General features: G+C 50.3%; 19 protein-coding genes. 7 read left to right on the forward strand and 12 right to left on the reverse strand.

The annotated features are described in order from the left end of the window. Positions 1-45 precede the first annotated feature (45 nt). The 5 genes from C7B82_RS15355 to C7B82_RS15375 all read right to left on the reverse strand — a co-directional run bounded on the left by C7B82_RS15355 (position 46) and on the right by C7B82_RS15375 (position 5,169). Entirely contained in the window at positions 46-1,719 is a 1,674-nt protein-coding gene (locus C7B82_RS15355) for a PRC-barrel domain-containing protein (RefSeq protein WP_106257168.1), read from the reverse strand. 73 nt (positions 1,720-1,792) lie between these two features. Continuing rightward, a complete protein-coding gene (locus C7B82_RS15360; protein WP_106257169.1) occupies positions 1,793-1,987 on the reverse strand; it encodes a hypothetical protein in 195 nt (64 codons plus the stop codon). A 502-nt stretch (positions 1,988-2,489) separates the two neighbouring features. Next, positions 2,490-3,377 (reverse strand): hypothetical protein, encoded by an 888-nt coding sequence (locus C7B82_RS15365; protein WP_106257170.1) that lies wholly within the window; start codon positions 3,375-3,377, stop codon positions 2,490-2,492. Between the two features lie 52 nt (positions 3,378-3,429). After that, positions 3,430-3,816: a hypothetical protein gene (locus C7B82_RS15370; protein WP_245939916.1), complete on the reverse strand. Its 387-nt coding sequence runs from the start codon at positions 3,814-3,816 to the stop codon at positions 3,430-3,432. Positions 3,817-4,230: 414 nt separating this feature from the next. Then, positions 4,231-5,169 (reverse strand): carbonic anhydrase, encoded by a 939-nt coding sequence (locus tag C7B82_RS15375; RefSeq protein ID WP_245939917.1) that lies wholly within the window; start codon positions 5,167-5,169, stop codon positions 4,231-4,233. Between the two features lie 485 nt (positions 5,170-5,654). On the opposite strand from C7B82_RS15375, the gene C7B82_RS15380 reads away from it, so the two are divergent. Both C7B82_RS15380 and C7B82_RS15385 read left to right on the forward strand, forming a co-directional pair. Beyond that, positions 5,655-6,185 carry a peptidoglycan-binding domain-containing protein gene (locus tag C7B82_RS15380; protein WP_245939918.1) on the forward strand — a complete coding sequence of 177 codons (531 nt, stop codon included), beginning with the start codon at positions 5,655-5,657 and terminating at the stop codon, positions 6,183-6,185. Between the two features lie 12 nt (positions 6,186-6,197). Further along, a complete protein-coding gene (locus tag C7B82_RS15385; RefSeq protein WP_106257173.1) occupies positions 6,198-6,980 on the forward strand; it encodes a transglutaminase domain-containing protein in 783 nt (260 codons plus the stop codon). 56 nt (positions 6,981-7,036) lie between these two features. Here C7B82_RS15385 and msrA read toward each other — a convergent pair whose 3' ends face one another. From msrA to C7B82_RS15400, 3 genes are all read right to left on the reverse strand, one after another. Further along, on the reverse strand, positions 7,037-7,693 hold the full coding sequence (gene msrA / locus C7B82_RS15390; protein WP_106257174.1) for a peptide-methionine (S)-S-oxide reductase MsrA: 657 nt from the start codon (positions 7,691-7,693) through the stop codon (positions 7,037-7,039). Positions 7,694-8,418: 725 nt separating this feature from the next. Next, positions 8,419-9,300, reverse strand: a complete 882-nt coding sequence (locus tag C7B82_RS15395; protein WP_106257175.1) for a helix-turn-helix domain-containing protein — start codon at positions 9,298-9,300, stop codon at positions 8,419-8,421. Further along, a complete protein-coding gene (locus C7B82_RS15400; RefSeq protein ID WP_106257176.1) occupies positions 9,297-10,091 on the reverse strand; it encodes a pseudouridine synthase in 795 nt (264 codons plus the stop codon). The genes C7B82_RS15395 and C7B82_RS15400 overlap by 4 nt, the downstream gene beginning before the upstream one ends. 390 nt (positions 10,092-10,481) lie before the next feature. Between C7B82_RS15400 and C7B82_RS15405 the strand changes: the two genes are divergently transcribed. Beyond that, positions 10,482-12,917, forward strand: a complete 2,436-nt coding sequence (locus C7B82_RS15405) for a serine/threonine-protein kinase (protein ID WP_106257177.1) — start codon at positions 10,482-10,484, stop codon at positions 12,915-12,917. Between the two features lie 16 nt (positions 12,918-12,933). Here the strand turns inward: C7B82_RS15405 and C7B82_RS15410 are convergent, their stop codons facing one another. From C7B82_RS15410 to C7B82_RS15425, 4 genes are all read right to left on the reverse strand, one after another. Continuing rightward, positions 12,934-13,527: a hypothetical protein gene (locus C7B82_RS15410; RefSeq protein ID WP_106257178.1), complete on the reverse strand. Its 594-nt coding sequence runs from the start codon at positions 13,525-13,527 to the stop codon at positions 12,934-12,936. Positions 13,528-13,675: 148 nt separating this feature from the next. Next, positions 13,676-14,899: a type II secretion system F family protein gene (locus C7B82_RS15415; RefSeq protein ID WP_106257179.1), complete on the reverse strand. Its 1,224-nt coding sequence runs from the start codon at positions 14,897-14,899 to the stop codon at positions 13,676-13,678. A 252-nt stretch (positions 14,900-15,151) separates the two neighbouring features. Further along, on the reverse strand, positions 15,152-16,252 hold the full coding sequence (locus C7B82_RS15420; RefSeq protein ID WP_106257180.1) for a type IV pilus twitching motility protein PilT: 1,101 nt from the start codon (positions 16,250-16,252) through the stop codon (positions 15,152-15,154). A gap of 171 nt (positions 16,253-16,423) precedes the next feature. After that, entirely contained in the window at positions 16,424-18,424 is a 2,001-nt protein-coding gene (locus C7B82_RS15425; RefSeq protein ID WP_106257181.1) for a GspE/PulE family protein, read from the reverse strand. A gap of 639 nt (positions 18,425-19,063) precedes the next feature. Between C7B82_RS15425 and grpE the strand changes: the two genes are divergently transcribed. The 4 genes from grpE (at position 19,064) to C7B82_RS15445 (ending at position 23,441) form a co-directional block, all read left to right on the forward strand. Then, entirely contained in the window at positions 19,064-19,816 is a 753-nt protein-coding gene (gene grpE / locus C7B82_RS15430; protein ID WP_106257182.1) for a nucleotide exchange factor GrpE, read from the forward strand. Positions 19,817-19,979: 163 nt separating this feature from the next. After that, positions 19,980-21,914 (forward strand): molecular chaperone DnaK, encoded by a 1,935-nt coding sequence (gene dnaK / locus C7B82_RS15435; RefSeq protein ID WP_106257183.1) that lies wholly within the window; start codon positions 19,980-19,982, stop codon positions 21,912-21,914. 121 nt (positions 21,915-22,035) lie between these two features. Beyond that, complete coding sequence (gene dnaJ, locus C7B82_RS15440; protein ID WP_106257184.1) at positions 22,036-23,172, forward strand: molecular chaperone DnaJ; 1,137 nt, start codon at positions 22,036-22,038, stop codon at positions 23,170-23,172. Then, positions 23,169-23,441, forward strand: coding sequence for a sulfurtransferase TusA family protein (locus C7B82_RS15445; protein WP_106257185.1), 273 nt, complete (start codon positions 23,169-23,171; stop codon positions 23,439-23,441). Before dnaJ ends, C7B82_RS15445 begins: the two co-directional genes overlap by 4 nt. The last annotated feature ends 26 nt before the right edge of the window (positions 23,442-23,467 follow it).

Below are 23,467 nucleotides of genomic sequence, written 5' to 3' on the forward strand. Positions count from 1 at the left end.
GTGCGCCCCTACAAGAAATGCCGGAGTTATTTAGATGCGTGTTCCTTAGCTGATAGCGTGTGCCTGCTCTTGCAACCGATGCAGTTGAGCATGAGGCTCTAACGCTGCGGTGCCATGTTCAGAGGCGCGTAGTTCTCGATCGTCGATCGTGGGCTCTTTCATATAAACAGAACCAAGAAGAACGTTTAAAACACCACCGTCATCCGCAAGCCTGACCGCACGATGGGTAATCAATTCACCCACATTCAAAATGACGTTATCCTGCGGATCGAGAATGACACGTGTCACAGGACGTCCGAGTGCTTGCTCAATGCGTTGCTGCTTGATCGCACGAGCGCTTCGTCCTTGCAGTTCTTGAGCCTTCTGTTGCAGCGTTTGCCAGAAGTTGTTCAGGTTTGCTTGCGCTAACGCTGTCTGGTCACGTAGCTGCGATCGACCGTCTAACCAGGCTTCATCGGCGCTAGCACGAACCGCCTCTGCTGGTGCTAGACCGACTGCGTTCAACAAAGCAACGTCTTTCCCATAGACTTTGGCATCGTTAATCACTGTAGGCGTCACAATCTGTCCCGGCGCAGCAATGATAAACCCATCTGGAGTGCGCACTGTCTGTGACACTCGACGACCGAGTGCCTGATCGATCGCAGTGCGTGCGGCGGTAGCAGCGGCCGAACGGCGCAGGCTATCAGTGGCACGTTGAGTGGTGCCTTGAATGCGTTCACCGACCATGGTTGCCGTCTGCTGCACATTGCGGCTCAAGGGCTCAGTCAAACTACCGCCTGTTGCAACATAAAGCTCACTCAACAGTCCTAGTTGCTCTGCCCGCTCGACGCTATCCAGCGTGACCTCTTGACCTTGCAGCAAAAGAATCGTGTTTTCTGGCGTGAATACGTCACGCTCTGTACGCCGACCAACTACAAAGAGCCGTTGCTCAGCCGGATCGACAAGCTGGTTCGTCAGAGTCGCGGTAGCGCCACGATCGAAGTCTTGGAACTTACCGCCCGCTTCTTGCAGCTTATGAGACGCCGCGTCGCCAGAGGTTTGAAGCGCTGCATTGGCAGCTATCCCGGCCTCTTGGAGCCTTATGCTAGCGGCTTCAGCCGTTTCTTGCAGCCTGCGACTAGCCACATCAGCCGTTTCATGCAGTTTACGGTTTGCCGTATCAGCTGACTCCTGAAGCTTTTCACCAACGGCTTGCACACTACCTCTTAGTCCACCGACTTGCTCTCGCATCAATTCAGCCGTCTCTGGTGGGACAAAGGCCACGTCATGTCCAATTTTCAGTGCTTTTGGTGCAGGCACAAACGATCGACCCGAATATACATCGGAGAACAGACCACCGGATGACTCGTAACCGGCAACAGCACCAGAGCGATTATCAAAGAAAAGATCGACCAACGTACCGAGATCGAGTCCATCAGTCGTAAGAATCTTAGTGCCTTTGAGCACATTGTTATGACTTAAAATGGCTTTGATTTCAGGATGCTTGTGGGCTCTGGATACCGATTCTTCAGAGCTAACAACAACCGCATCAGCACCGATCGCCAGCACTTCTTCCAGAGGGATCACTTTTGCATCGTGAAAGACACCCTTCTCTTGAACCAAAAAACCCAAGATTTGGTTGTTGTCTTGGTCAAAGATCAAATCTCGAATGCGTTCGATTTTTAGCCCTGTGTCGTAAGTAACGACTACTTTACCAATCACATCACTACCTTTACGCATAGCCTTTATTCCTTATGACTCCTGATGAACTGTGTCTCCGATCGCGCTGCAATCACAATCGTCTTAGCTCGTCTTAGCGATCGCCGTGAGCGACGATATGTTCGTTCGTTACTTGACTTTGCATTGGGTCGTAGCTGTCGCGACCAAAACCAGGCACCACATTGATCACGCCCATGTATTCCAGAGCAACGCCTACGATCGCGGCTAAAAGGATTAAAGCGGCAACGTTTTCACCAGCGTGAGACGGCTTTCCAACAAGTCTTGGCATTTGTTTCTCTCTACTTGCATTTCTGCAACATCGACTTGAATTCTTTTCTGTGAACACTTTCTTTTCTGTGAACACTTTTCAACACTAGGAAACAAAGCTTTGACTTTCCCCTATCAGGCGAAGTATCTTTTGCTATTGCTGACTCTATATTCAGGTAGAGACGATTCAGGTAGAGACGATCCTTTGAGTCGGAATAGTAAATTGCAGTAAGCACTTGTTAAAAAATAACTGCATACGTTTTTAGCTATCAGCTATCAGCTATCAGCTTTCCTCTAATGGCTGACCGCTACAGTCCATGACGTTATTTCTTTACAGCCCCTTTGAGTCGGAATAGTAAATTGCAGTAAGCGCTTATTAAAAAATAACTACATACGTTTGGAAAGAGCGCATGAAAAAAATCCCGGCACCAGCAATGCTGACGCCAGGAACCGGTAAGAACAAACGCCGTATGTTTTTATAAAAGCGTGGAAATAATCACAAGCGGCGATCGTCTAATCAGAGTCTAAATTTCCGCTACAGCACGTTCAATCAGACGTCGAGCGAGTGTCTGAGTACCCGTGTGGGTGTAGTAATTCACTGAAATATCCAGGAATGCGCCCACATAATCGAGCTTGTCTTTCGAAACTTCAACAAATTTGGTCAGGTTCTCAAGGACATTGTCTTGAGTCAGACCACGAGAGGAGACAAAGTCACCCATCCAGCCTTTGACTGAATCGAAGCTTTGGTTGATGAAGCCTAGCTTCCCAGCCGAGTCACCACCGGGAATGAGGTCGCTCACACCCTTGAACGTCTGGTTGTGCTCCAGTTCCTTTGGCGAGGTGCTTTGAATAGTCGATAGCCCTTTCAGAATGAAGTCAGGCCCCAGCGGAATCAAGCCATCGAAACAAACTAAAGCCGCCATACGTATTAAAGACTCGCCACCGTAATCGCCCAGGGCTGCCAAAAAGTCGCCGATGCTGTCGCCCGGAATGCCGTTAATCTGGCAGAACGCAACCAGCTCGACGACGAGCTTAACAGTCAGGTCAATACTTTGTGCTTTCTCCGGCTTGGGGGTCAGATTGCCCAAAAAGCCGAGGAAAGAGATATCTTGACCCACTTTGTTTGCCATTGCTGCGGCTCCCAGCGCACCGGAAGCGCTGTCTACCGTTTGATACAGCCAAAGCGCACGCTGATAGCCCTGAGACTTATCGTTAAACAGATAGACAGCACGCTCACCGATTTGCTGCACCAGGGCCTCATCCGTTTCGCCAGTCACTTCACGAATAGTGTTTGTAAAGCCAGTCAGGTTCTGCCATTGACCTGGCACTGCGAAATCGAGCGATCGTAACGCCATGACGGTAAGGCCACCAGTGGGTAGCTCATCGACCAGCTCAAAAATGGATTTGCTCATAAGTTAAAAGTAGGGTTGTTCAAAAACAGAGCGGTATGGGGTAAAAGGTTGCTTACTTCTTCAATTTCGACAGCCCAGCGAGGTCAAACCGCTGAATCCAGGCTTGGCGATCGGTCTTGGAAAAAGCCGGGCTGCGGGATAGGACTTTGACCTGATAGCGATCGCTGACCAAAACGGCGGTCTGCGTGGTACCCACATCGACAGCCGGATAGCCCGCAATCTTGGTCACGCTCTTTTCAAACTTCTTCGTGGCGCTAATGCCGCCTGTCACGTCACTTGCAGCATCCGAAATGGCCAGCATCGCTAAGTCTTTGCCATCTTTTTTTAGCTTCGCTTCAGCGAACCCTTTTTTCTCTTGCGTGAAGACTCGCTCGTAGCCCTCGCCAGGCTTGGGGAAGAACTTATTAAAACTGCTGCCCTGGGTTGCATTTTTAGCCACTGCAGGCTGGGCACCTTTCTGGGTGCTTTCTTGCTGTGCTTGAGCGAACGGGGATGGTTCTTTGGCTGTACAGCCTGTAACCAGAATTAGTAAGGACAGGACGAGCGGTGCGATCGCCCTCTGCGCCAGTTAAAAACAGTCATGCCACTCTCCTTGGTTGTGCAATGAATGAAGCGGGGCTCGATCTGGATTCTTGATCGTCGAAGAAACTTTCCAGAAAATAAATTACCAGCAACTTGTCCATCTTACGTAGGAGTGCAAGACTTTGCGCCCCCACAGGGGTACAATTTTCGCCGGAAATCACCTAAAACGTTCGATGCGCTTCAGTAGACGGCAGGTAAGCTGCCCTGCCTCAAGATTAACGTGCTCTTGTCCATTCGTTCGTGACCCAGTGATACCGAGACGCGATCGCGCTCATCGCCCCTTTGACCCCCTGTAGATGCGTTCTGCCTGCTCAGGGGATAACCGAAATTCTGCCGCCAGTTCTTGGGCTCCCCATTCCTGCACACTACCCTCCTGACCAACCTGTGGCTGATTTTGCTGCCGCGGTTGATTTTGCTGCCGCGGCTGATTCCGCGGCCCATTCTTACTGGCTGCAGCACCATTAAAACGCTGCGGTAGTTCGCAGGCGACTGGTGACGGAAAGCCACCGTTGCTTGAACCCGACGCTTCTTGATCGTCCCCAAAAATTTGCGGGAGAGAGACATAGTGATGATCGGTGGCGTCGTATGCAAAGACTTCGCCCGTTTCGATGTGGTACACCCAACCGTAGATCTTCAGTCGTCCCTGATAGAGCCTGGAGTGAATGACAGGATAGGTCTGAAGATTTTCGATTTGCGTTAAAACGTTTTCGGCGATCGTAATCTCCAGCAGTTCCTCGCCTTCATACTCCTCATAGTTTTCTTTGACTAACCGACGTGTTGCCTCAGCGTGTCGCAGCCAGTCATAAACAAGTGGCATCTCTTCTTCCAATTTGCCCAGTTGTAGCAACCCTTTCATGGCACCGCAGTGAGAATGACCGCAGACCACGATTTGCTCAACACCGAGCGCATGAATCGCATACTCAACAGTTGCCCCCTCGCCGCCATTCGTCGCGCCAAAGGGTGGAATAATATTGCCAGCGTTGCGAATGACAAACAGCTCACCGGGCTCAGCCTGAGTGATGAGAGTGGGATCAATACGGGAGTCTGAACAGGTGATGAACAAGACTCTTGGCTTTTGCTTGTGTGAAAGCTGCTCAAATAACTCACGGTGGGTCGAGAAGTAAGTCTCACGAAACTCTCGTAACCCTCTCACTAACTTTTTCATCGAACTAAGCCCTTGAGCACTAAGATGCTGATTGCGATCGAACATACACTTGATCCTTCATCAAAGCGTCACCGCTTGAGTGAAATAGTGATAAACCTTCAACATCATGAAGCCACGATCGCCAAAGTAAATTGGGCTCATAGCGCTTCTGCCAGTCATTGATGAAATGATTGCTCATGGCTGGTATCTTCCCATGCTCATGCCTTATGCCAAAATCTTTGAGCATATTTTTGCAGCAGTACGGTACGAACCTACTACCCACTGATTACCCACTGAAGAAGGTCATCCATGATTGATCGCTGCCCATTAGTCTAAACCTTTGTCGTTAACATTGCTGTCCGCATAGCGAAACCTTGATAGGGTATGAGATAGAGAAAGAGTCCTATGGGTTACGTCAGGGTGCAGGAGGCAACGTCCATACACCCTTTTAACCCAATGTCTTGAACTCTAGTCAGTGGCTATGAAGCAGCAAACTTGAAACGTGAGCAAACCAGGCCGCTTGTCGAGGTATGAAGCAGGAGAAATCGGTTGTGGAACCTCATTTGTGGGCTGCACACACAGGTATCAGTGCAGCATTGATTGGTCCGACAGTGCGTCCGTGGGATATTAGCCCAGCCGTAGCTGAGTTGCAGGAATTGTTAATTGCGCACGGCTTTTCTAAGCTGAGAGTAGATGGCAATTTTGGTTACTTAACAGAGGCCGCTGTCAAAACGCTGCAACGGCAGCATGGCTTACGGATTGATGGCTGTGTTGGGCCCAGAACATGGACCGTGTTGAAGACAGCCATTCAACCTGGAAGCCGCTTGCTCAGACGGGGACATACGGGAGCGGATGTGGCGGAACTGCAAGGGTTGCTGCGGGTGAATGGGTATGCGATCGATCGCAGCGGCATCTTTTGCCCTCAAACACAGGTATACACGATTGACTTTCAGCAGCAGCACAAACTCAGAACAGACGGTGTCGTTGATGCCTTCACCTGGGCACTACTCCGTGGACGACCGCTTGCAGAGCCTTGCCGTAAACAACGACGATGGTTTTGGGATAATCGCAAATGGTGGTAGAAGGAGGGCTTGATGCGACTAGAGGCTGGCTGTGAACTCGTTTTTGAGGCAACGGCACCAACGCCATTGATTTTGATGTTGCGGCCTCGCAGTGGTTCAGGGCAATGGGTTTTGCGTGAGGAATATACATTAGAGCCGACGACTCCAGTGGTTGAATATACCGACAGCTATGGCAATTTGTGTCAGCGCCTGGTGACGCCCCAAGGCCACTTTCGCGTCTACACAACGGCCTGTGTTGAAACCGCTGACACGATCGATGTCGAGCCAGCCGCTCCCTATGTCCCCGTTCAAGATCTACCCGAAAATGTGCTACAGTTTTTGTTGCCCAGCCGCTACTGCGAAGCCGATCGCCTCGGCGAGCTAGCCAGTGAGATTGTGGGCGATCGGGCACCGGGCTATGAGCAAGTTGAAGCGATTCGCCACTGGATTCACACCAATGTGACGTACCAATACGGCACCAGTGACGCATCTACATCAGCCGCTGAAACTGCGGCCAAGAAAATTGGCGTTTGTCGCGATTTTGCTCATTTAGGTATTGCACTCTGCCGCAGTTTCAGTATCCCAGCACGCATGGTGGTCGGCTACCTCTACCAGCTTGACCCCATGGATTTACATGCCTGGTTTGAAGCCTATATCGGCGATCGCTGGTTTACCTTCGACGCAACGCAGACAGAGCCACGCGGGAACCGTATTGCCATCGCCTATGGACGCGACGCCACTGATGTCGCCTTAGCCACTCAATACGGTCCGCTCACGCTGAAAACAATGCGAGTTTGGGTCAACGTTAAAGCATAAACAACGACCTGACCGTCTCGTGTAGGAGTGCAAGGTCTTGCGCCCCTATTTTTTCCCTAAACGGTTGCCACACCGATCGGACAGGCGACATTAGTGCCACCTAAACCACAATAGCCATTCGGATTCTTGGCAAGATACTGCTGGTGGTAGCCTTCGGCGTAATAAAATTCGGGCGCATCAACGATTTCAGTCGTGATCTCACCATAGCCGGAGGCGTTTAGCGCTTGTTGATAAGCCACACGTGATGCCTCTGCCAGCTTTCGTTGCGCGTCAGAATACACGTAAATCCCAGAACGATACTGAGTACCCGTGTCATTGCCTTGCTTCATCCCTTGAGTCGGGTTGTGGCTTTCCCAAAAAACTTTGAGTAGCGTTTCGTAGCTGATCACTTTAGGGTCAAACACAACCTGCACAACCTCATTGTGCCCCGTTCTGCCAGAACAGACTTCCTGATAGGTTGGGTTCGGTGTGCTTCCAGCTGCGTAACCAACAGCTGTGGAAAAAACGCCGTCTTGCTGCCAAAATTTGCGTTCCGCGCCCCAAAAGCAGCCCAAGCCAAACACTGCCACTTCAAAACCAGCAGGGTAGGGGGGCTTTAACTGATTACCATTAACAAAGTGCTTTGCCGGTACGGGAAGCGGCTCTGTTCGTCCTGGCAGCGCTTCTTCAGGTGTGGGGAGGCTGAGCTTTTTACCAAGTCCAAAGATTGCCATGAGTTTTGACTCCGATTTCTGATCAACAGCTTTACTTTCCTTGATGATAACTGGCTAATATGAGAGCTGCCTGAATGTCCGCGCGTTCTTAGCATGTAAGGAACACAATCAAACTCTCAAGAAACTCCTTTTAACGTGTGGTGCTTAACCCTCTTCTGTCACTTTCGCTGGAGTGAATTCTAAAAGCCCTGCCTAGTGCCTCTTTTTCAATAAGCCTGTCAATAAGTATCAGAGGAGCGAAACTGCTACACAGCATAGCTTTCATCTTTTCATCTGCCTAGAGTGATTAAAGAGGGTTAAAGTATTGCGAACCTCAAGTTTATTGAGAAATGCAAACAAACATAGAGAAAGTTAAAATTTCTGGTTTTTTTCTAAGTCAGCCTCTAATCTAAAAGGTATTAATGTTTGTTTGTCGCTACTATAAAATCCGCCAGTAAGCACACTATAAAATTGCTGGTAAATAACATACAAAGCCCAGGCCGATCAGGTCTGGGCTTTGTAATGGCTGCCTCTTCAGATGGGTGCTGATGCTCCCACTTTGACAGTATCAGTGCTGGACGATGCAATTTCGTTTAGTGCTCTAATCAGTAGTCAATCGAGCGAAATTGAAACCTGATGCTCACTGTTCAATCCCTTTCACTGTTCAATCTCTTTCAAGGCTGAGCACCGAAAGGTGCTTAACTCGGCGAACAGTGGCTGACTCAACGATCGCCCCAACAGCTGTCTTAAAACGCACTCGAACTTGATGCTGTTAACGTCTCAGCTGGCGATGCTTGCAATTGTGCTGCTTTGGCATCAGTCCCAAAAGTGACTTCTTCAACAGCACCCGGTTCACCTAGCCGTTTTGCAGCGCCATCGTTAAGACTAACCATAATCCCACCAGCGTTTCCAGCGCGTAAGATTAACTGTTTATTCGCTTCCCAAGCGCGATTCGTGCCTTCGGGTAACACGCCTTCAAACTCAGTCTTACCATCTACCACGATGCGTACCCAAGATTGAGCGGTCATCATCACGCCAACGCGAACAGACTTTTGCGAAAGGGCAGTAGCTGTTTGCGAAGGCAAACTAAGCGGTGAGGGGAGAGCACTGGGTTGCGCGATCGGCAGTCCGTTTTGTGGGCCGAGTGGTACTGCTGGAGAGTTGGCTACATTAGGTTGCCCTGGCGACTGTGGTACTTGAGCCGCTGGCATTTGTGGGGTTGAGGAGCGATTCAGCAGATAAGACAGTCCACTCACTGCGCTAATCACCAGCACCATGTAGATCAAATAAAGATGTAGTGGTCGCAGTTGTGCCTGAACCGTCCCTCGCCACGAAGCTTTAGGCAATCTCAAGTCTGTCTGAGCCGGAAACGCATTCGCCAATTCGATGCCATCGATGCCGATCGCGTCAGCATAACGACGGATGAAGCCCTGTACGTAAACAGGTTCCGGTAATTGCTCTATGTTTCCAGTTTCGATCGCGGCGAGCAGACGCACTGGAATTAACGTTTTTTTCGCAACCACATCCAGCGAAATCCGCTGCTTTTGGCGAAACTGTTGCAATTGGTAGCCCAGTTCTTTGAGCCTTATTGCCTGCTCTGGATTGATTTGAACCATCTGGTTAGTCATCGGCTGTACTCCTCGCGCGTCACAGGCTCCCTACTTGATGGTAGGTCAAGTTGAGCGTTCAAGAAACTGATCTCTAAATCTTTCAATGGGCGATATTGACCACTCGGTAAGATGGCTGCGCCTCGGGCTTCGAGTTGAATCGACCCGATCGCTGTACGATGCAACTGCAGCACAGGATGCCCTAATTGTTCAGCAACACGACGAATTTGACGATTTCTGCCCTCAGTCAGAATAACCTTCAGCAACGTTTTACGATGTGGAGACTGCTCTAACACAGAGACTTTAGTCGGTAATGTAAGACAACCAGACAGCATGACCCCTTGCTGCCACTGTTGTAAGACCGATGCAGAAGGATAGCCTTCAACCCAAACCTCATATGTTTTGGGGATGTGATGGCGGGGGTGAGTGAGATAAAAGGTCAAGGCTCCATCATTGGTTAGCAAGAGCGCTCCTGTAGAATCAGCATCCAAACGACCGACTGGATGCATTCCATGTCTTTCTTTGAGTGAGGCTGGCAGCAGATCGAGGACGGTTGGACGCTGCCAGGGATCGGTACATGTGGAAAGTACGCCAGCAGGCTTATTGAGTAGAAGATAAGTGGACGTAGGGCGCTGGGCTGGTTGTATGAAGACGCCATCAACCGCAATATGATCAATCGCAGGATTCGCTTTCTGCCCAAGCTGAGCGATCGTGCCATTGAGTTGCACCCGTCCAGCAAGAATCATCTGCTCCGCTTGGCGTCGCGAGGCAATTCCCCATTGGGACAGTAGCTTTTGTACCCGTTCATCCATGCGCAAATCTGGGTTAAGTCAACAGAGCAAACGTCATGCAACACGTGTGACGAAGAGCAGCAGTCAAGATCTACATCACTATACTAGGAAACATTAAGAAGATTAAAGAGGCCAAACATGGAAACTGAGTTTCTTCACGAGAAGATAACGTTTGAGCCTCCTTATCTATGTCCAGATAATATATGTCCAGATATCCAGTTTCTGCTCGACCGGGTCGTACGTTCTATCTTCCCTTTTAGATACCGAGCTGTGCCCAAAAGCTGGGTGCTTTTTAGACATGAGGTAGTCCTCCTAACTCTGCAATCGCTTAAGATAAGTCGTAGGTAAAGTCTGTCTCATACATTCATCAGTCGGGTGCGTTGATTGAAAGTCCCTTAAGTAAACCTGAAGATGGCTAAAAATCCGCTACCCCAAACAGAGCCGCTGACTGTCAAGACTCCTTCTACCACTAAGCGCCTGACGAACACGTTGAAGTCGCGCCTACATGTTCCAAAATCGTCTAGTTTTGGTCATCTCGTAGTGGGGGCAGTGGCGGTTACTGCCGCACTCCTCACTGCCAGCCAGTCGGATCTGAGCCAATTGCTAGAGCGTCAGGTGCAGACCTTCTTTTTTGAACTGCGTGGTCGGGTTGCACCGCCCAAGGATATTGTGATCCTGGCGATCGATGAAGATTCTATTACGCAGGGGAAGGACGTTTACATCGGCGATCCGCAAAAATATGCCTTTTTAGAACCATTGCATGAATGGCCTTGGAAGCGGGTTGCCTACGCACGTGCAATTGATCGGTTGATGGCAGCAGGCGCCCGATCAGTGGCGACCGATTTAATTTTTGATTCTCCTAGCAGCGATTCGGATAGCGATCGTGCGTTACAGCAAGCGTTACAGCGACATGCAGGGCGTGTCACGCTGGCAGCTAAATACGAGGATACCAATACCACTCAAGGCATCCTGACGCAGTTACTGGGGCCGCATGAGCTGTTTCAAACCAAGCCAATGTCCGTGGGCTTAATTAACTATCCGATCGCACCAAACGGCCGGATTCATGCACTAGGTAACCTCTACGCGAAACAGATCGCTCAAACAAACCCTTCAAAGCCACCTGAAGAATGGTTGATTGGTTCCCAAACGATGATGCCTTCCTTCGCAGAAGCAGCGATGCGATCCTCTCAGCAGATGTATCCCGCACCACATGGTGAGAACATCTTTTTTTACGGTCCTGCGGGTACGTTTGAGCAAATACCCTTTTGGCAAGTGCTTGATCCAGCCAGTTGGGATCTGCAGGCGAAGCGTGGCACGTTTAAGGACAAAATTGTTCTGATTGGTCCCACCTTCGGGCTATCGCAAGACTTCCACTCCGCCCCCTTCTCGAAGAGCATCCTCTACCCTCAAGCAATGTCGGGGGTAGAAGTGAACGCAAATGCGATCGCCACGCTTCTAGACAATAAATCGATCGCTGATGGCATCACCAACACCCCGCTTCAGGGAGCCTTCGTTTTCGTGGTTGTGTTGGCAGCAGGCTTTCTTCAGAGTCGTTCAAAGCGAACGTTACGGCGTTTTGCAGCTGCGATCGGCTTAGTCTTCCTTTGGGGCGGCTTTACTTACGTCGTGTTTACTCAACAGCGGCTGATCCTACCCAGTGCTGTGCCTATGAGTGCGATCGCGCTCAGCGGGATCGCCTCTTTATTTATTGGCATTGCCAGTGAAAAATTCAAGCTTCGCCGCACGTTCAAAGACTATGCTGGCTCACCGTTAATTCAAGAAATTATTAACAGAAGTGAGCAAGAGGACTTGAGGGATCTGCTGCCGGAATATCGGGAGCAAGAGATGGTTGGGAAACGGTTGATGGGGCGATATACCATCAGAAAAGTGCTTGGTTCCGGTGGCTTCGGCGAAACGTACATCGCTGAAGATACGCAGCGACCAGGTAGCCCAACCTGCGTTGTGAAACAGCTTCGCCCCAATACCAACAACCCTAAACTCTTTCAACTAGCGCGGCGGCTGTTTCAGCAAGAGGCAGAAACGCTCGAAAAACTAGGCACGCACGAGCAAATTCCGCAACTGCTGGCCTATTTCGAGGAAGATCAAGAGTTCTATCTTGTTCAAGAATTTATTCCCGGACAACCGCTTAGCAGTGAACTATCGCTCGGCAAACAAGTGCCTGAATTTAGCGTAGTGGCTATCTTGCAGGAATTGCTGACGGTCCTGGAGTTTGTTCACAGTCATCATGTAATTCATCGCGACATCAAACCGAGCAACATTATCCGGCGTCGCTCCGATGGCAAACTCGTCTTGATTGACTTTGGAGCGGTTAAAGAAATCAGCCAGCTAACCGAAGATGACAGGCACACTGGCTTTACGGTCGGCATCGGTACTCAGGGCTATATGCCGAACGAGCAGTGCGCAGGTAATCCCCGTTTTAATAGTGACGTTTATGCGGTTGGCATGACCGGTATTCAGGCATTGACCGGTTTGTCACCCAGCCAACTCACCCAGGATAAAAATACTGGCGAGATCCCCTGGAGGCACCGCGCACAGGTCAGCTATGCTCTGGCAGAAGTGCTCAGCAGGATGGTGCGCTACGATTTCAGAAAGCGCTATCAATCGTCTACAGAAGCCTTACAAGCGTTACAAAGTTTAGGCAATGTTGCCTTTACACCAGTACCAGTCATGCCGAACCTTGATGCAGTGTCACCCCGGCTCAGTGCTGATGCTGATTCACCGATCGCGCCCTCTACTCAGCCGTGGCCCGAAACGTTTGGTGATGTTAACTCTTATCTGCCCACTACTGAGGCAGCCTCTGATCATGAGACCCAATCCGAGCGCTGATCTAGTTGATTCAACGTCAGCTATCAGCGTCATCCACTGATAAAACCTCTGGTTCTGTTGTCTCGCTCGCTTCTTCTGTTTCAATATTGGAGGCTTGCTGTATGACAAACGGTAGAAAGGCACCCTTTAATCCCCGTTGAATGCGTTCTGGGGTCTCTTCGAAAACCACAAAAAGGGGATAAGTGTTGTCAGTCCCTTCATTCAGAATGTGCTTGTACCGCAATGGTAAGTCCCACTCATAGCCACGGCTGAGTACAACCTGTGTTTGTCGCCAACGGTTGAGTAAGTCAGAGAAGTCTTCCTCTGGTCGGTGGATAAAAACGAAAATCTCCACTCCTGTTTTAATCTTCCATTCTGGATCGCACATCAGAAGCGCAAGCTCGCAGGGCAAGCAGAGGGCTTCGCTGCCTGTGCTGCTTGATCCGCCATGAGATGCTGAATGACGAAACTTGACGATCGGCAGTGGGATCGTAATCAAGCTTTCGTCAGGACGACGCATGCTGGGCAGCATCTCCAGGTAAGGACGATAGCGCTTGAGTAGGGCGATCGCTCCTAGCGCGTCGCAACACTTAGACAAAACCGTTTCGTAGTGAGTTCGCTGAAGAGACATACTTCCAGTTAACGTATTGAAACTTCAGCTTAGCGTTTCATGAGAGTTCTTTGAGGGGTTGGAAGTCCTCACAGAAGAAGCCAAAACCACACTTTGACCGTCATGTCATTGATGCAGAATTGAGAGACGACTAGCCTAAAGTCTCGAACTAGCCCAGCTTTTCGAAGACTTTAAACATTGGTAGATACATCGACAGCAAAATTGAACCCACCATGCCACCCAAGAAGAGGATCATGATCGGCTCCATAATACTGGTCAGCGCTTTGACTGCCTGCTCCACCTCATCTTCATAAAAATCCGCCACCTTCATCAGCATCTGATCGATTTCCCCTGTTTCCTCACCAATGCTAATCATCTGAATTGCCATGAGCGGGAAAACCTGCTCTCTCTGAAGCGCAATGCTGATCATGCCGCCTGTTTGAATTTCTCGTCGTGCCTCATCCACGGCGTTGGCAATAATCTGATTACCAGCTGTATCACGCACAATTTCTAAACAGGTTAAAATCGGCACGCCCGATCGTGTGAGAGCACCAAACGTACGGCAAAAACGAGCAGTTGCTGTTTTTTGAATCAAATCGCCAAACAAAGGCATTTTCAATGACAGGCGATCGATCGTTTCGCGTCCCACCCGCGTCTTGTAGTACTGCTTGTACGCGAAGATACACACCGGAATTAGGATTATGAGGATCAGCACTCTGGGGCTACGCAGAAATTCACTAATTGCCATCATTGCTAACGTAAAGCCTGGCAGCTCGACCCCAATATCCTTAAAGATTTTGGCAAAAACCGGCAGCAGAAACACAGTCATTGCCACAAAGATAATGGTTGCCAGGACGCCCACCACGACAGGGTAGGAAAGCGCTGCCTTGATTTGGTTCTGCAGGCGTGCCACATCTTCTAGCAGCTTTGCCAGACGGTTCAGCACCTCATCCAACACACCACCGACCTCACCCGCCTGAATCATCGCAACATACAGGTTGTCAAAGCAGCCAGGATGCTTTCGCATGGCATCTGAGAGGTTCATCCCTTGCTGCACATCCGCACTGATGTCTAGCAAGGCTGCTTTAAATTTAGGGTTAGTGCATTGCTCCGATAAAACGCCAAGCCCTCTCACCATGGCTACACCCGCATTGACCAGCACAGCAAACTGTCGCGAGAACACGGCTTTATCTTTAACTGTCACCTTTGCCATCGACGTTTGAAACTTCTTCATGTCGAAGTTCAAAGACAGCCCTTCATCCTGTTTTAGGTCTTGAATAAAGAGGCCCCGTTCCCGCAGGGCGGTACGCGCATCGCTGATGGTGTCGGCAACGATTTTTTCTTTCTTGGCGTTCCCTTTTACGTCTTGAACACGAGCAACGAAGGTAGGCATGGTGGATACCAGAATGGAAGAAGGAGTGAACCGCGAAACCTGCAGATCTCTAGCCTACTGATAGCATGCTAGAAGCTGTGGAGAATGAGCTAAAGGTGAGTCTCTTCCTCTTGCCCCATGAAACGCTAGACGTGAGGCAAGATGGCTCTGTAGTGGTGGTGACGATGCAATTGGTGTTCCGACTGCAGCCTCTCAATACCCGATTGTACTGCTGCTAAGAAGATGTCAACCAATGAAACAACAGAAAATCGACTAGCGCTTGGTAGCACCAGCAGGAGCCGCACCGCCAATTAGCCGCTGAATCTCATCTGGGCGTGAGGTTTTTGACATCGCGGCTTCAAACGAAATCAGTCCAGCTTTGTACTGATCAGCGAGAACCTTCTCGAGGGTTTGCATACCTATTTTGCCACCTGTTTGAATCGCAGAATAGATTTGAGCCGTTTTGCCTTCTCGAATCAGGTTGGAAATAGCCGGTGTGATAATCATAATTTCCTGCGCCATCACCCGCCCATATTCGCCTGGTTTGGGGTTTTTCTTGGGTACAAGCGTTTGGCTGAAGACTGCGACCAGTGAGTTAGACAACTGGACTCTCACCTGCGTCTGCCGCTCGGATGGAAACACGTCAATCATCCGGTCAACGGTCTGCGAGGCGGAACTGGTGTGCAGGGTACCGAAGACAAGGTGCCCGGTTTCAGCGGCAGAAATAGCGAGGTGGATGGTTTCCAAGTCGCGCATCTCACCCACAAGCACGATGTCAGGATCTTCACGTAGAGCAGCTTTCAGAGCGTTGGCAAAGCTCTTGGTGTCTTCACCAAGCTGTCGCTGGTGAACCAGACTTTTGACCGGTTCATAAACAAACTCGATCGGGTCTTCGATCGTCAGAATATGTTCAGCACGGGTGCGATTGATCAAGTCGATCATGGCGGCCAGGGTGGTCGTCTTACCAGAGCCTGTGGGGCCAGTCACCAGAATCAGCCCTCTGGGCTTTTCAGTCATATCCCGAACGACATCTGGTAGACCAAGCTTCTCGAAGTTGGGGATTTTTGAGCTGAGTGCTCTTAGACAAGCTGCATAGGTGCCTCGATCTTTGTAGACGTTGACACGGAAGCGAGCCAAGCCGCGTACGCCGTAGGAACAGTCAAGCTCCCAGTTTTGCTCCAGGTTTTTACGCTGGGTGTTGTTGAGCATGCTGAAGATGAGCCGCTGGCATTCCTCTGCGGTGAGTGATTGGTCGCCGATCGGCTGTAAATGACCGCTGATGCGAAAGTAAGGCGGTAGACCAGCCGTTAAATGCAGGTCAGAGCCGCCCATTTCGATCAACTGCTCCATCAGATCTTCAATCATCAACTCCATGAGGCTTACTCCTTTAAGGAATGGTTAGCGATTTGCCAATAATTTGGGGGTGGCTCAGGGGCGATCGTTTACTTTAAGTAAGGTAGACAATCAGGAGTATAGTCTACCCATTCAGTGTGGCTGAGCCATCACTGAGGTGCTCCGTTTTTACATTTAGCTGAATGTGGCAACTTAATCTTGGAAACGTGGGGTCATGCAGTAAGGACAATCGATCCACTCTTGCTTGAGGTCAGCGCTACACACGCGGCAGCTCAAGGAGGTTTTGCGCTTGGCTCTCAGCTCAGACTCTAACCCAGTATCTGTAAAGGTCACTCGCTCAACTTCCTCAAGGGTCGTTTGACCAGTACGCACCAAATTCAAACTATACGCCAGCAACGTTTGCATGCCCTCTTCGACAGCAACCTCCTTGATTGACTCGGTCGGAGCACCCTGGGTGATCAGGTTTTGTAGCCGTTCGGTGACACGCATGACCTCATAGACACCACAACGTCCTTTGTATCCAGCACCACCACATTTGGGACACAGTCTGTTCTGCGATCGTGCTTCCTGCATTTCGTTCGGCTGTAAAGTGGTGGCTTTGTAAAGGGTCAACTCACCTTCACTAGACGCGGATAAACCAAAGCGAGCTAACTCCTCTCTAGTCGGTGTGTAAGCCTCACAGCACTCGCTGCAAACTCGACGCATCAGTCGTTGAGCCACTACTCCCAGGAGTGCACCAGAAACCATGAAGGGTTCAACACCCATTTCATCCAGGCGAGCGATCGCGCCAGCTGCATCGTTGGTGTGCAGTGTTGTTAAAACCAGGTGCCCAGTGAGCGCCGCTTCGATCGCGGTCTTGGCTGTTTCACGGTCACGGGTTTCACCCACCAGAATCACATCGGGATCTTGACGCAGAAAGGCTCTAAGAATGGCGGCAAAATCCAAGCCTTTCTCACGAATGACCTGTACCTGAGTGAGACCTGGCAGCGAATACTCAATGGGATCTTCGGCTGTACTGATGTTGACTCCTGGATCATTCCGTTCAGCCAGTGCCGAGTAGAGCGTTGTTGTCTTACCAGAACCCGTCGGACCTGTCACCAGGATCAAGCCAAAGGGCCGCCGCACCATTTCCTGCACAATTTGCAACGACTCTGGATCGGTGATCAGCTTATCCAAACCAAGCTGGGTGGCAGAGTTGTCTAGAATCCGGAGCACGACCTTCTCGCCATAGCGGCTGGGTAGTGTGTTGACCCGGAAATCTACCTTGCGACCGTCATAAATACGGCGAATGCGTCCGTCTTGCGGCGATCGACGTTCGGCAATGTCAAGCTGGGCAATGATCTTGAAGCGAGCCGTCACGGCTGGAATAATCTTTTTAGGGAACGGCTCAGCAAACGGTTCGCGCAGTACGCCATCTTTGCGGAAGCGCACACGCAAGAACTCCTCTTGAGGCTCAATGTGGATGTCAGAAACACCCTCTTGTAGAGCCTTAATCATGATCTTGTTGACCAGCGCGATCACTGGTGCGGCTTCAGCATCCGAAACATCTAGATTGGCGTCATCTTCATCCGGGGCATCCTGCAAATCCAGGTAGCCCAGACCTTCTAGATCCTTATTGACATCAACTTTAGATTGGTCGTCAAGCTGTTTCTCGCGTTTCTCTTTTTCGTCTAAGTATTGATTGATGAGGCGGCGATAATCTTCTACTGTGATGACGAGTCGCTGCAACGCCAACCCTTGAGGCCGCAAGCGGCGGTTTAGGTCATCCTGAGCCTGCAGGTTGTCTGGATCGACCATTGCAACCAGCACAAACGGTGGCTGATTGTCACTCTTAGAGAGCGGAACAAGGCTGTAGCGGCGGCATAAGTCGATCGGGATGAGTGTATCGATCAACTCACTGACTTGAGTGCTTGTAATTTGGCTAATCTCAGGATCAAGCGACTCAACACCATAAAGAATCTTCAACTCAAAGAGCTGCTGCTTTTTGTACTGACGAAGCAGATCAGGCGGTAGCTGCTGCCCTGTAATAGACTCCAGTACGTCGATTAGCGCTCTGCCAGACTTGCGACTTTCGATTAAAGCTTGCTGCATCTGGGCATTATTGACATAGCCAGACTGAACAAGCTTGTTGCCAAATGGAGAGAAGTTATTCTGGACAACAAGCGCGCGACGTTGGGAAGAGGAGTTAGTCATAGCGGGTTGAAGAGGGTCTCCTGGTTTACTAAAATATGCCCAAAAAGCGACAAGCAATCGCTAAGATAATACTGATGTTTTGCGCTGATCGCTACGTAAAGCTGTTTGAGCGCAAGATTGACCAAATGTGATTGAACTCACAGTACGGTTAAACCTTAACAGGAGCCAACTGAACGAGTCGGCTCTTCAGTCGCAAGTAACTTAGAGTAATGGGTGCTCAACTTCACTGTGTGTGATCACCATAAAGCTTCACCTGCAATTGCCAGCAAAAAAGTTTCGATAATCGCCTACACTTGCACATTATCAATTGACTGAATCTTTGTGAGGCTGCTCACTTTAAACCCACGACTGTTCAAAATCATAGCCCCTAGTGCCTCGTTCGTCAGGCTTTGAGATACAGTTTGTTCAGCTTGGGCGCTTGCTAACTCTCGCTCGATTCAACGCTAATAGTACACTTGATTGGTTTTATGCTTGCTACCAGTTCACGCTAGTTTGAGTCAGGCCATCATACTAAAAGGCTGGGGCAGAGTCAGCCAAACGCTATCCGCTAGATAGATTATTGCGGCCGCTTCATTCTTAAAACGTATAGGATAAATCTGGTAGCTAACAAGCAGTCTTGAGGATTGGGATTGAATAGCAATGATTGACGAAGAAAATCAGCATGAGAGCGTACAAAATTCAGCGTCTGACTCCTCAGCTAGTTCTGTGAGTGCAGGAGATGCGGCTTCACCAGAGGGTGACTTTGCTGCAGAGTCAGCGATCGATCCAACATTAGCTGCTACAACGATCGATGATGGTGTAACAGTGCCCCCCGAAACCGTGCAGGCAACTGTCGTTGATCAAGAGCCTGGGGCACCTGAAGGCTCGGCCTTACTGGGCGAGAAGGACAATGAGATTAAACTGCTGAAAGCTCAACTGGAGGAACGTACAAACCAATGTGTACGGATTGCGGCTGACTTTGACAACTATCGCAAACGGACTCAGCGCGAACGTGAGGATCTGGAACTGCAAGTAAAGTGCTCGACCATTAACGAACTCTTGCCAGTCGTTGATAACTTTGAGCGGGCACGATCGCAAATTAAGCCTCAAACCGACCAGGAAACAACAATTCACAAAAGTTACCAAAGTGTCTACAAGCAATTGGTTGATTGCTTAAAACGAATTGGCGTTGCACCCATGCGTTCTGAAGGCAAAGAGTTTGACCCAAGTTTTCACGAAGCTGTTATGCGCCAGCCAACCGATGAGCATCCGGAAGGTACGGTCATCGAAGAACTGGTGCGCGGCTACGTGCTCGGCGAGCGGGTTCTTCGTCATGCGTTGGTAAAAGTTGCTGCCCCCCCAGAGCCCGTGATAACCTCGGAGGAGTCTGATCAGAGTGGTGCACAAAACTAGTTTTGCCTAGTACGTTTACTTCCAAACTAGATTTGGGAATGCTTGAACTCAGAGCTGTTGAGCGATGTGGCCATTTACGGAACATTTTTGCTCAACAGTTTCAGCAGCATTGATCGAGATCTAAGCATCAAAATTCACTTCACGTATCTTACCGCCACTTGCTATGGGAAAAGTCATTGGTATCGACCTGGGCACGACAAATAGCTGCGTTGCTGTCTTAGAGGGCGGTCAACCGATTGTCATCTCTAATTCGGAGGGTGGACGAACGACCCCAAGCATGGTTGGCTTTGGCAAAGTTGGCGATCGTCTGGTAGGGCAGTTGGCTAAGCGACAGGCGGTCACCAACGCTGAAAATACGGTCTTTAGCATTAAGCGATTCATTGGTCGCCGTTGGGATGACACCGAAATGGAGCGATCGCGCGTTCCTTACGTCTGTGTTAAAGGCAAAGATGACACTGTGGACGTCCAGATTCGTGGACGCAACTTCACGCCACAAGAAGTGTCGGCAATGGTGCTGCAAAAGCTGAAGCAGGATGCCGAAAACTACCTGGGCGAGCCGGTACAGCAAGCCGTGATTACGGTGCCTGCTTATTTTAGTGACGCTCAGCGGCAGGCAACCAAAGATGCGGGCACGATCGCAGGGCTGGATGTGTTGCGGATCATCAACGAGCCAACGGCAGCCGCGCTTGCCTATGGCATGGAGAAACAAGACCAGGATCAGTGCATTCTGGTTTTTGACTTGGGCGGTGGTACGTTCGATGTCTCCATCCTGCAAATGGGAGATGGGGTCTTTGAAGTGAAGGCAACGTCTGGCAACAACCACTTAGGTGGGGATGATTTTGACGACTGCATTGTGCGCTGGATGATTACGATCTTCAAAGACCAGGAAGGCATCGATCTATCGATCGATAAAATGGCACTCCAACGGTTACGAGAAGCGGCGGAGAAGGCGAAGATCGAGCTGTCTGGCACCCTGACAACCTCAATCAACCTCCCGTTCATCACGGCGGATGAAACAGGCCCTAAACACCTGGAAATGGAGCTTAATCGCTCAACGTTTGAAGAGTTGGTCAGCCATCTGGTGGAAGGGACCATTAAGCCGACTGAACAGGCTCTCAAGGATTCAGATTTGACCATCAATGACATTGATCGCATCTTACTTGTTGGCGGGTCTACCCGTATCCCCGCTGTGCAAGATGCGATCCGCAAATACTTCAACAACAAAGCTCCTGATCGATCGGTGAATCCTGATGAAGCGGTGGCGTTGGGTGCAGCGATTCAAGGTGGCGTCTTGGGAGGCGAAGTTAAGGATCTACTGCTACTTGACGTGACCCCCCTTTCGTTGGGTATCGAAACGCTGGGTGAAGTCTTTACAAAAATTATCGAGCGTAACACCACCATTCCAACCAGTAAGACCCAAGTCTTTTCAACGGCAACGGATGGGCAAACCTCTGTCGAAATCCACGCCTTGCAGGGTGAGAGAGCAATGGCTAAGGATAATAAGAGTTTAGGCAAGTTCCAACTTAACGGGATTCCTCCGGCTCCTCGCGGCGTCCCTCAGATCGAAGTTTCGTTTGACATTGATGCAAACGGCATCCTCAAAGTCTCTGCTCGTGATAAGGGGACAGGGCGTGAGCAAAGCGTTTCGACCACTAATACGGGTGGTTTAAGCCCGAGTGAAATTGAACGGATACGGTTAGATGCGGAAATCTTCGCTGAGGAAGATGAACGCCGTAAGAAGCTGGTTGCCTTGAAGAATCAAGCAGATAGCCTGTTCTATAGCTACGAAACGACCCTTCGCGACAACAGTGAGTTTATTGCGGATGACCTCAAGGTGCAGGCTTTGGAAAAAGTAACTGAGTTGAAGGCCGCGGCGGCTGATCCGACGATCACACCAGAAGCTTTCAGACAATGCCTGGATACACTGCAAGAAACGTTGCTTGCGATTGGTGCATCGGTCTACCAGCGTGTTAACGAGGTGCCCAGCGATGAAGCTACAACCCAGTTTCATCCATCGAACGGGTCGCTTGATCCAGATGACGACTACAGCTTTGAAAACGATGCTACTGTCACAGCCGATTACGAAGCTGTAGATTAGATAAGGTATAGGAGTGGTCGGTAGAGAGTAGCGGTAGAGGGTCAGCGTCCGAAACCAAATCTCCAGACCCAGAACTCAGCCCCCAGCTCTAAGAATCCTTTTACCCTCCCAGCAGCACTCTATGGCTCGTGATTATTACGAAACACTCGGCGTATCGCGCGACGCCGACAAAGAGGAAATCAAACAGGCGTATCGGCGTTTAGCACGTCGGTACCATCCTGACGTGAACAAAGAAGACGGAGCCGAAGAGCGCTTTAAGGAAATTAATCGCGCCTATGAAGTGCTTTCAGAGCCCGAAACGCGTGCTCGCTACAACCAATTTGGGGAAGCGGGTGTCGGTTCAGCGGCCGGAGGCGGCTTCCAAGACTTTGGCGACATGGGCGGGTTCGCTGATATTTTCGAGAGTTTCTTCAGTGGGTTTTCTGGCGGTGGTGCTCCTGGTCAAACGGGACGACGACGTACCGGGCCCATGCGGGGAGACGATCTTCGACTCGACCTCAAGCTAGAGTTTCGAGAGGCTATTTTCGGCGGTGAACGCGAGATTCGCATCAATCATTTGGAAACCTGCACAACCTGTAGCGGTACCGGTGCAAAGCCAGGCACGCGTCCCCGTACCTGTGCTACCTGCAGCGGTGCAGGGCAGGTGCGTCGAGCCACTCGCACACCGTTTGGTAGTTTTACACAAGTATCCGTCTGCCCGACATGTGCAGGAAGTGGGCAAGTTGTAGAAGAAAAGTGCGAAGTCTGTAGCGGTAATGGTCAACGGCAAGAGACGAAGAAGCTGAAGATTAACATCCCGGCTGGGGTCGATAATGGTACCCGTTTGCGCGTTTCGAATGAGGGCGATGCTGGACAGCGTAGCGGGCCTCCAGGGGATCTTTATGTTTATCTGTTCGTCAACGAAGATCCAGAATTTCAGCGCGAAGGGATTAATATTCTTTCGGAGCTTAAGATTAGCTACGTGCAGGCAATTTTAGGCTCTCGCGTGGAAGTTAATACCGTTGATAACGAGCCGCAGGAGCTGTTGATTCCACCGGGAACTCAGTCAGGGAAGGTGTTAACACTGGAAGGGAAAGGTGTGCCGAAGTTGGGTAATCCAGTGAGTCGTGGCGATTACCTCATTACGATTTCAATCGATATCCCAACCAAAATCTCATTGGAAGAGCGGGAACTACTGGAGAAATTAGCGAAATTACGCGGCGATCGCATTGGTAAAAGCGGCATTGAAGGGTTCTTTGGTAAGGTGTTTGGTACATGAGTCCCTCGCAACCACTCTCTCCTACACCGGATGCCCAATTGGATCTGCGAGGCACACCCTGCCCGATTAACTTTGTGCGTACCAAGCTCAAGCTTGATCAAATGCCTCCAGGCGCTCTGTTAGAAGTTTGGCTTGATCCCGGTGAGCCGATCGAACAGGTGCCCGATAGCCTGATGATGGAAGGCTATGGTATTGAGCAAATTGAAGACCGTTCAGGCTTCTTTGCTATCAAGATTCGGCGACCTGTCTTACAGCCGGGAGAGTCTTGAGTAAGGCATCCTCTCTTCACGGGCAA

The sequence above is a fragment of the Stenomitos frigidus ULC18 genome, from assembly GCF_003003795.1.
Taxonomy (GTDB): Bacteria; Cyanobacteriota; Cyanobacteriia; order Leptolyngbyales; family Leptolyngbyaceae; genus Stenomitos; species Stenomitos frigidus_A.

What these genes read in the sequence shown, in the direction of transcription:
- C7B82_RS15415 (WP_106257179.1), bottom strand. Translation starts at nt 14,899, where the DNA reads ATGCCTACCTTCGTTGCTCGTGTTCAAGACGTAAAAGGGAACGCCAAG.
- C7B82_RS15375 (WP_245939917.1), bottom strand. Translation starts at nt 5,169, where the DNA reads ATGTTCGATCGCAATCAGCATCTTAGTGCTCAAGGGCTTAGTTCGATG.
- C7B82_RS15410 (WP_106257178.1), bottom strand. Translation starts at nt 13,527, where the DNA reads ATGTCTCTTCAGCGAACTCACTACGAAACGGTTTTGTCTAAGTGTTGC.
- C7B82_RS15405 (WP_106257177.1), top strand. Translation starts at nt 10,482, where the DNA reads ATGGCTAAAAATCCGCTACCCCAAACAGAGCCGCTGACTGTCAAGACT.
- dnaK (WP_106257183.1), top strand. Translation starts at nt 19,980, where the DNA reads ATGGGAAAAGTCATTGGTATCGACCTGGGCACGACAAATAGCTGCGTT.
- C7B82_RS15420 (WP_106257180.1), bottom strand. Translation starts at nt 16,252, where the DNA reads ATGGAGTTGATGATTGAAGATCTGATGGAGCAGTTGATCGAAATGGGC.
- C7B82_RS15395 (WP_106257175.1), bottom strand. Translation starts at nt 9,300, where the DNA reads ATGACTAACCAGATGGTTCAAATCAATCCAGAGCAGGCAATAAGGCTC.
- msrA (WP_106257174.1), bottom strand. Translation starts at nt 7,693, where the DNA reads ATGGCAATCTTTGGACTTGGTAAAAAGCTCAGCCTCCCCACACCTGAA.
- C7B82_RS15445 (WP_106257185.1), top strand. Translation starts at nt 23,169, where the DNA reads ATGAGTCCCTCGCAACCACTCTCTCCTACACCGGATGCCCAATTGGAT.
- C7B82_RS15425 (WP_106257181.1), bottom strand. Translation starts at nt 18,424, where the DNA reads ATGACTAACTCCTCTTCCCAACGTCGCGCGCTTGTTGTCCAGAATAAC.
- C7B82_RS15360 (WP_106257169.1), bottom strand. Translation starts at nt 1,987, where the DNA reads ATGCCAAGACTTGTTGGAAAGCCGTCTCACGCTGGTGAAAACGTTGCC.
- C7B82_RS15400 (WP_106257176.1), bottom strand. Translation starts at nt 10,091, where the DNA reads ATGGATGAACGGGTACAAAAGCTACTGTCCCAATGGGGAATTGCCTCG.
- dnaJ (WP_106257184.1), top strand. Translation starts at nt 22,036, where the DNA reads ATGGCTCGTGATTATTACGAAACACTCGGCGTATCGCGCGACGCCGAC.
- C7B82_RS15355 (WP_106257168.1), bottom strand. Translation starts at nt 1,719, where the DNA reads ATGCGTAAAGGTAGTGATGTGATTGGTAAAGTAGTCGTTACTTACGAC.
- grpE (WP_106257182.1), top strand. Translation starts at nt 19,064, where the DNA reads ATGATTGACGAAGAAAATCAGCATGAGAGCGTACAAAATTCAGCGTCT.
- C7B82_RS15365 (WP_106257170.1), bottom strand. Translation starts at nt 3,377, where the DNA reads ATGAGCAAATCCATTTTTGAGCTGGTCGATGAGCTACCCACTGGTGGC.
- C7B82_RS15385 (WP_106257173.1), top strand. Translation starts at nt 6,198, where the DNA reads ATGCGACTAGAGGCTGGCTGTGAACTCGTTTTTGAGGCAACGGCACCA.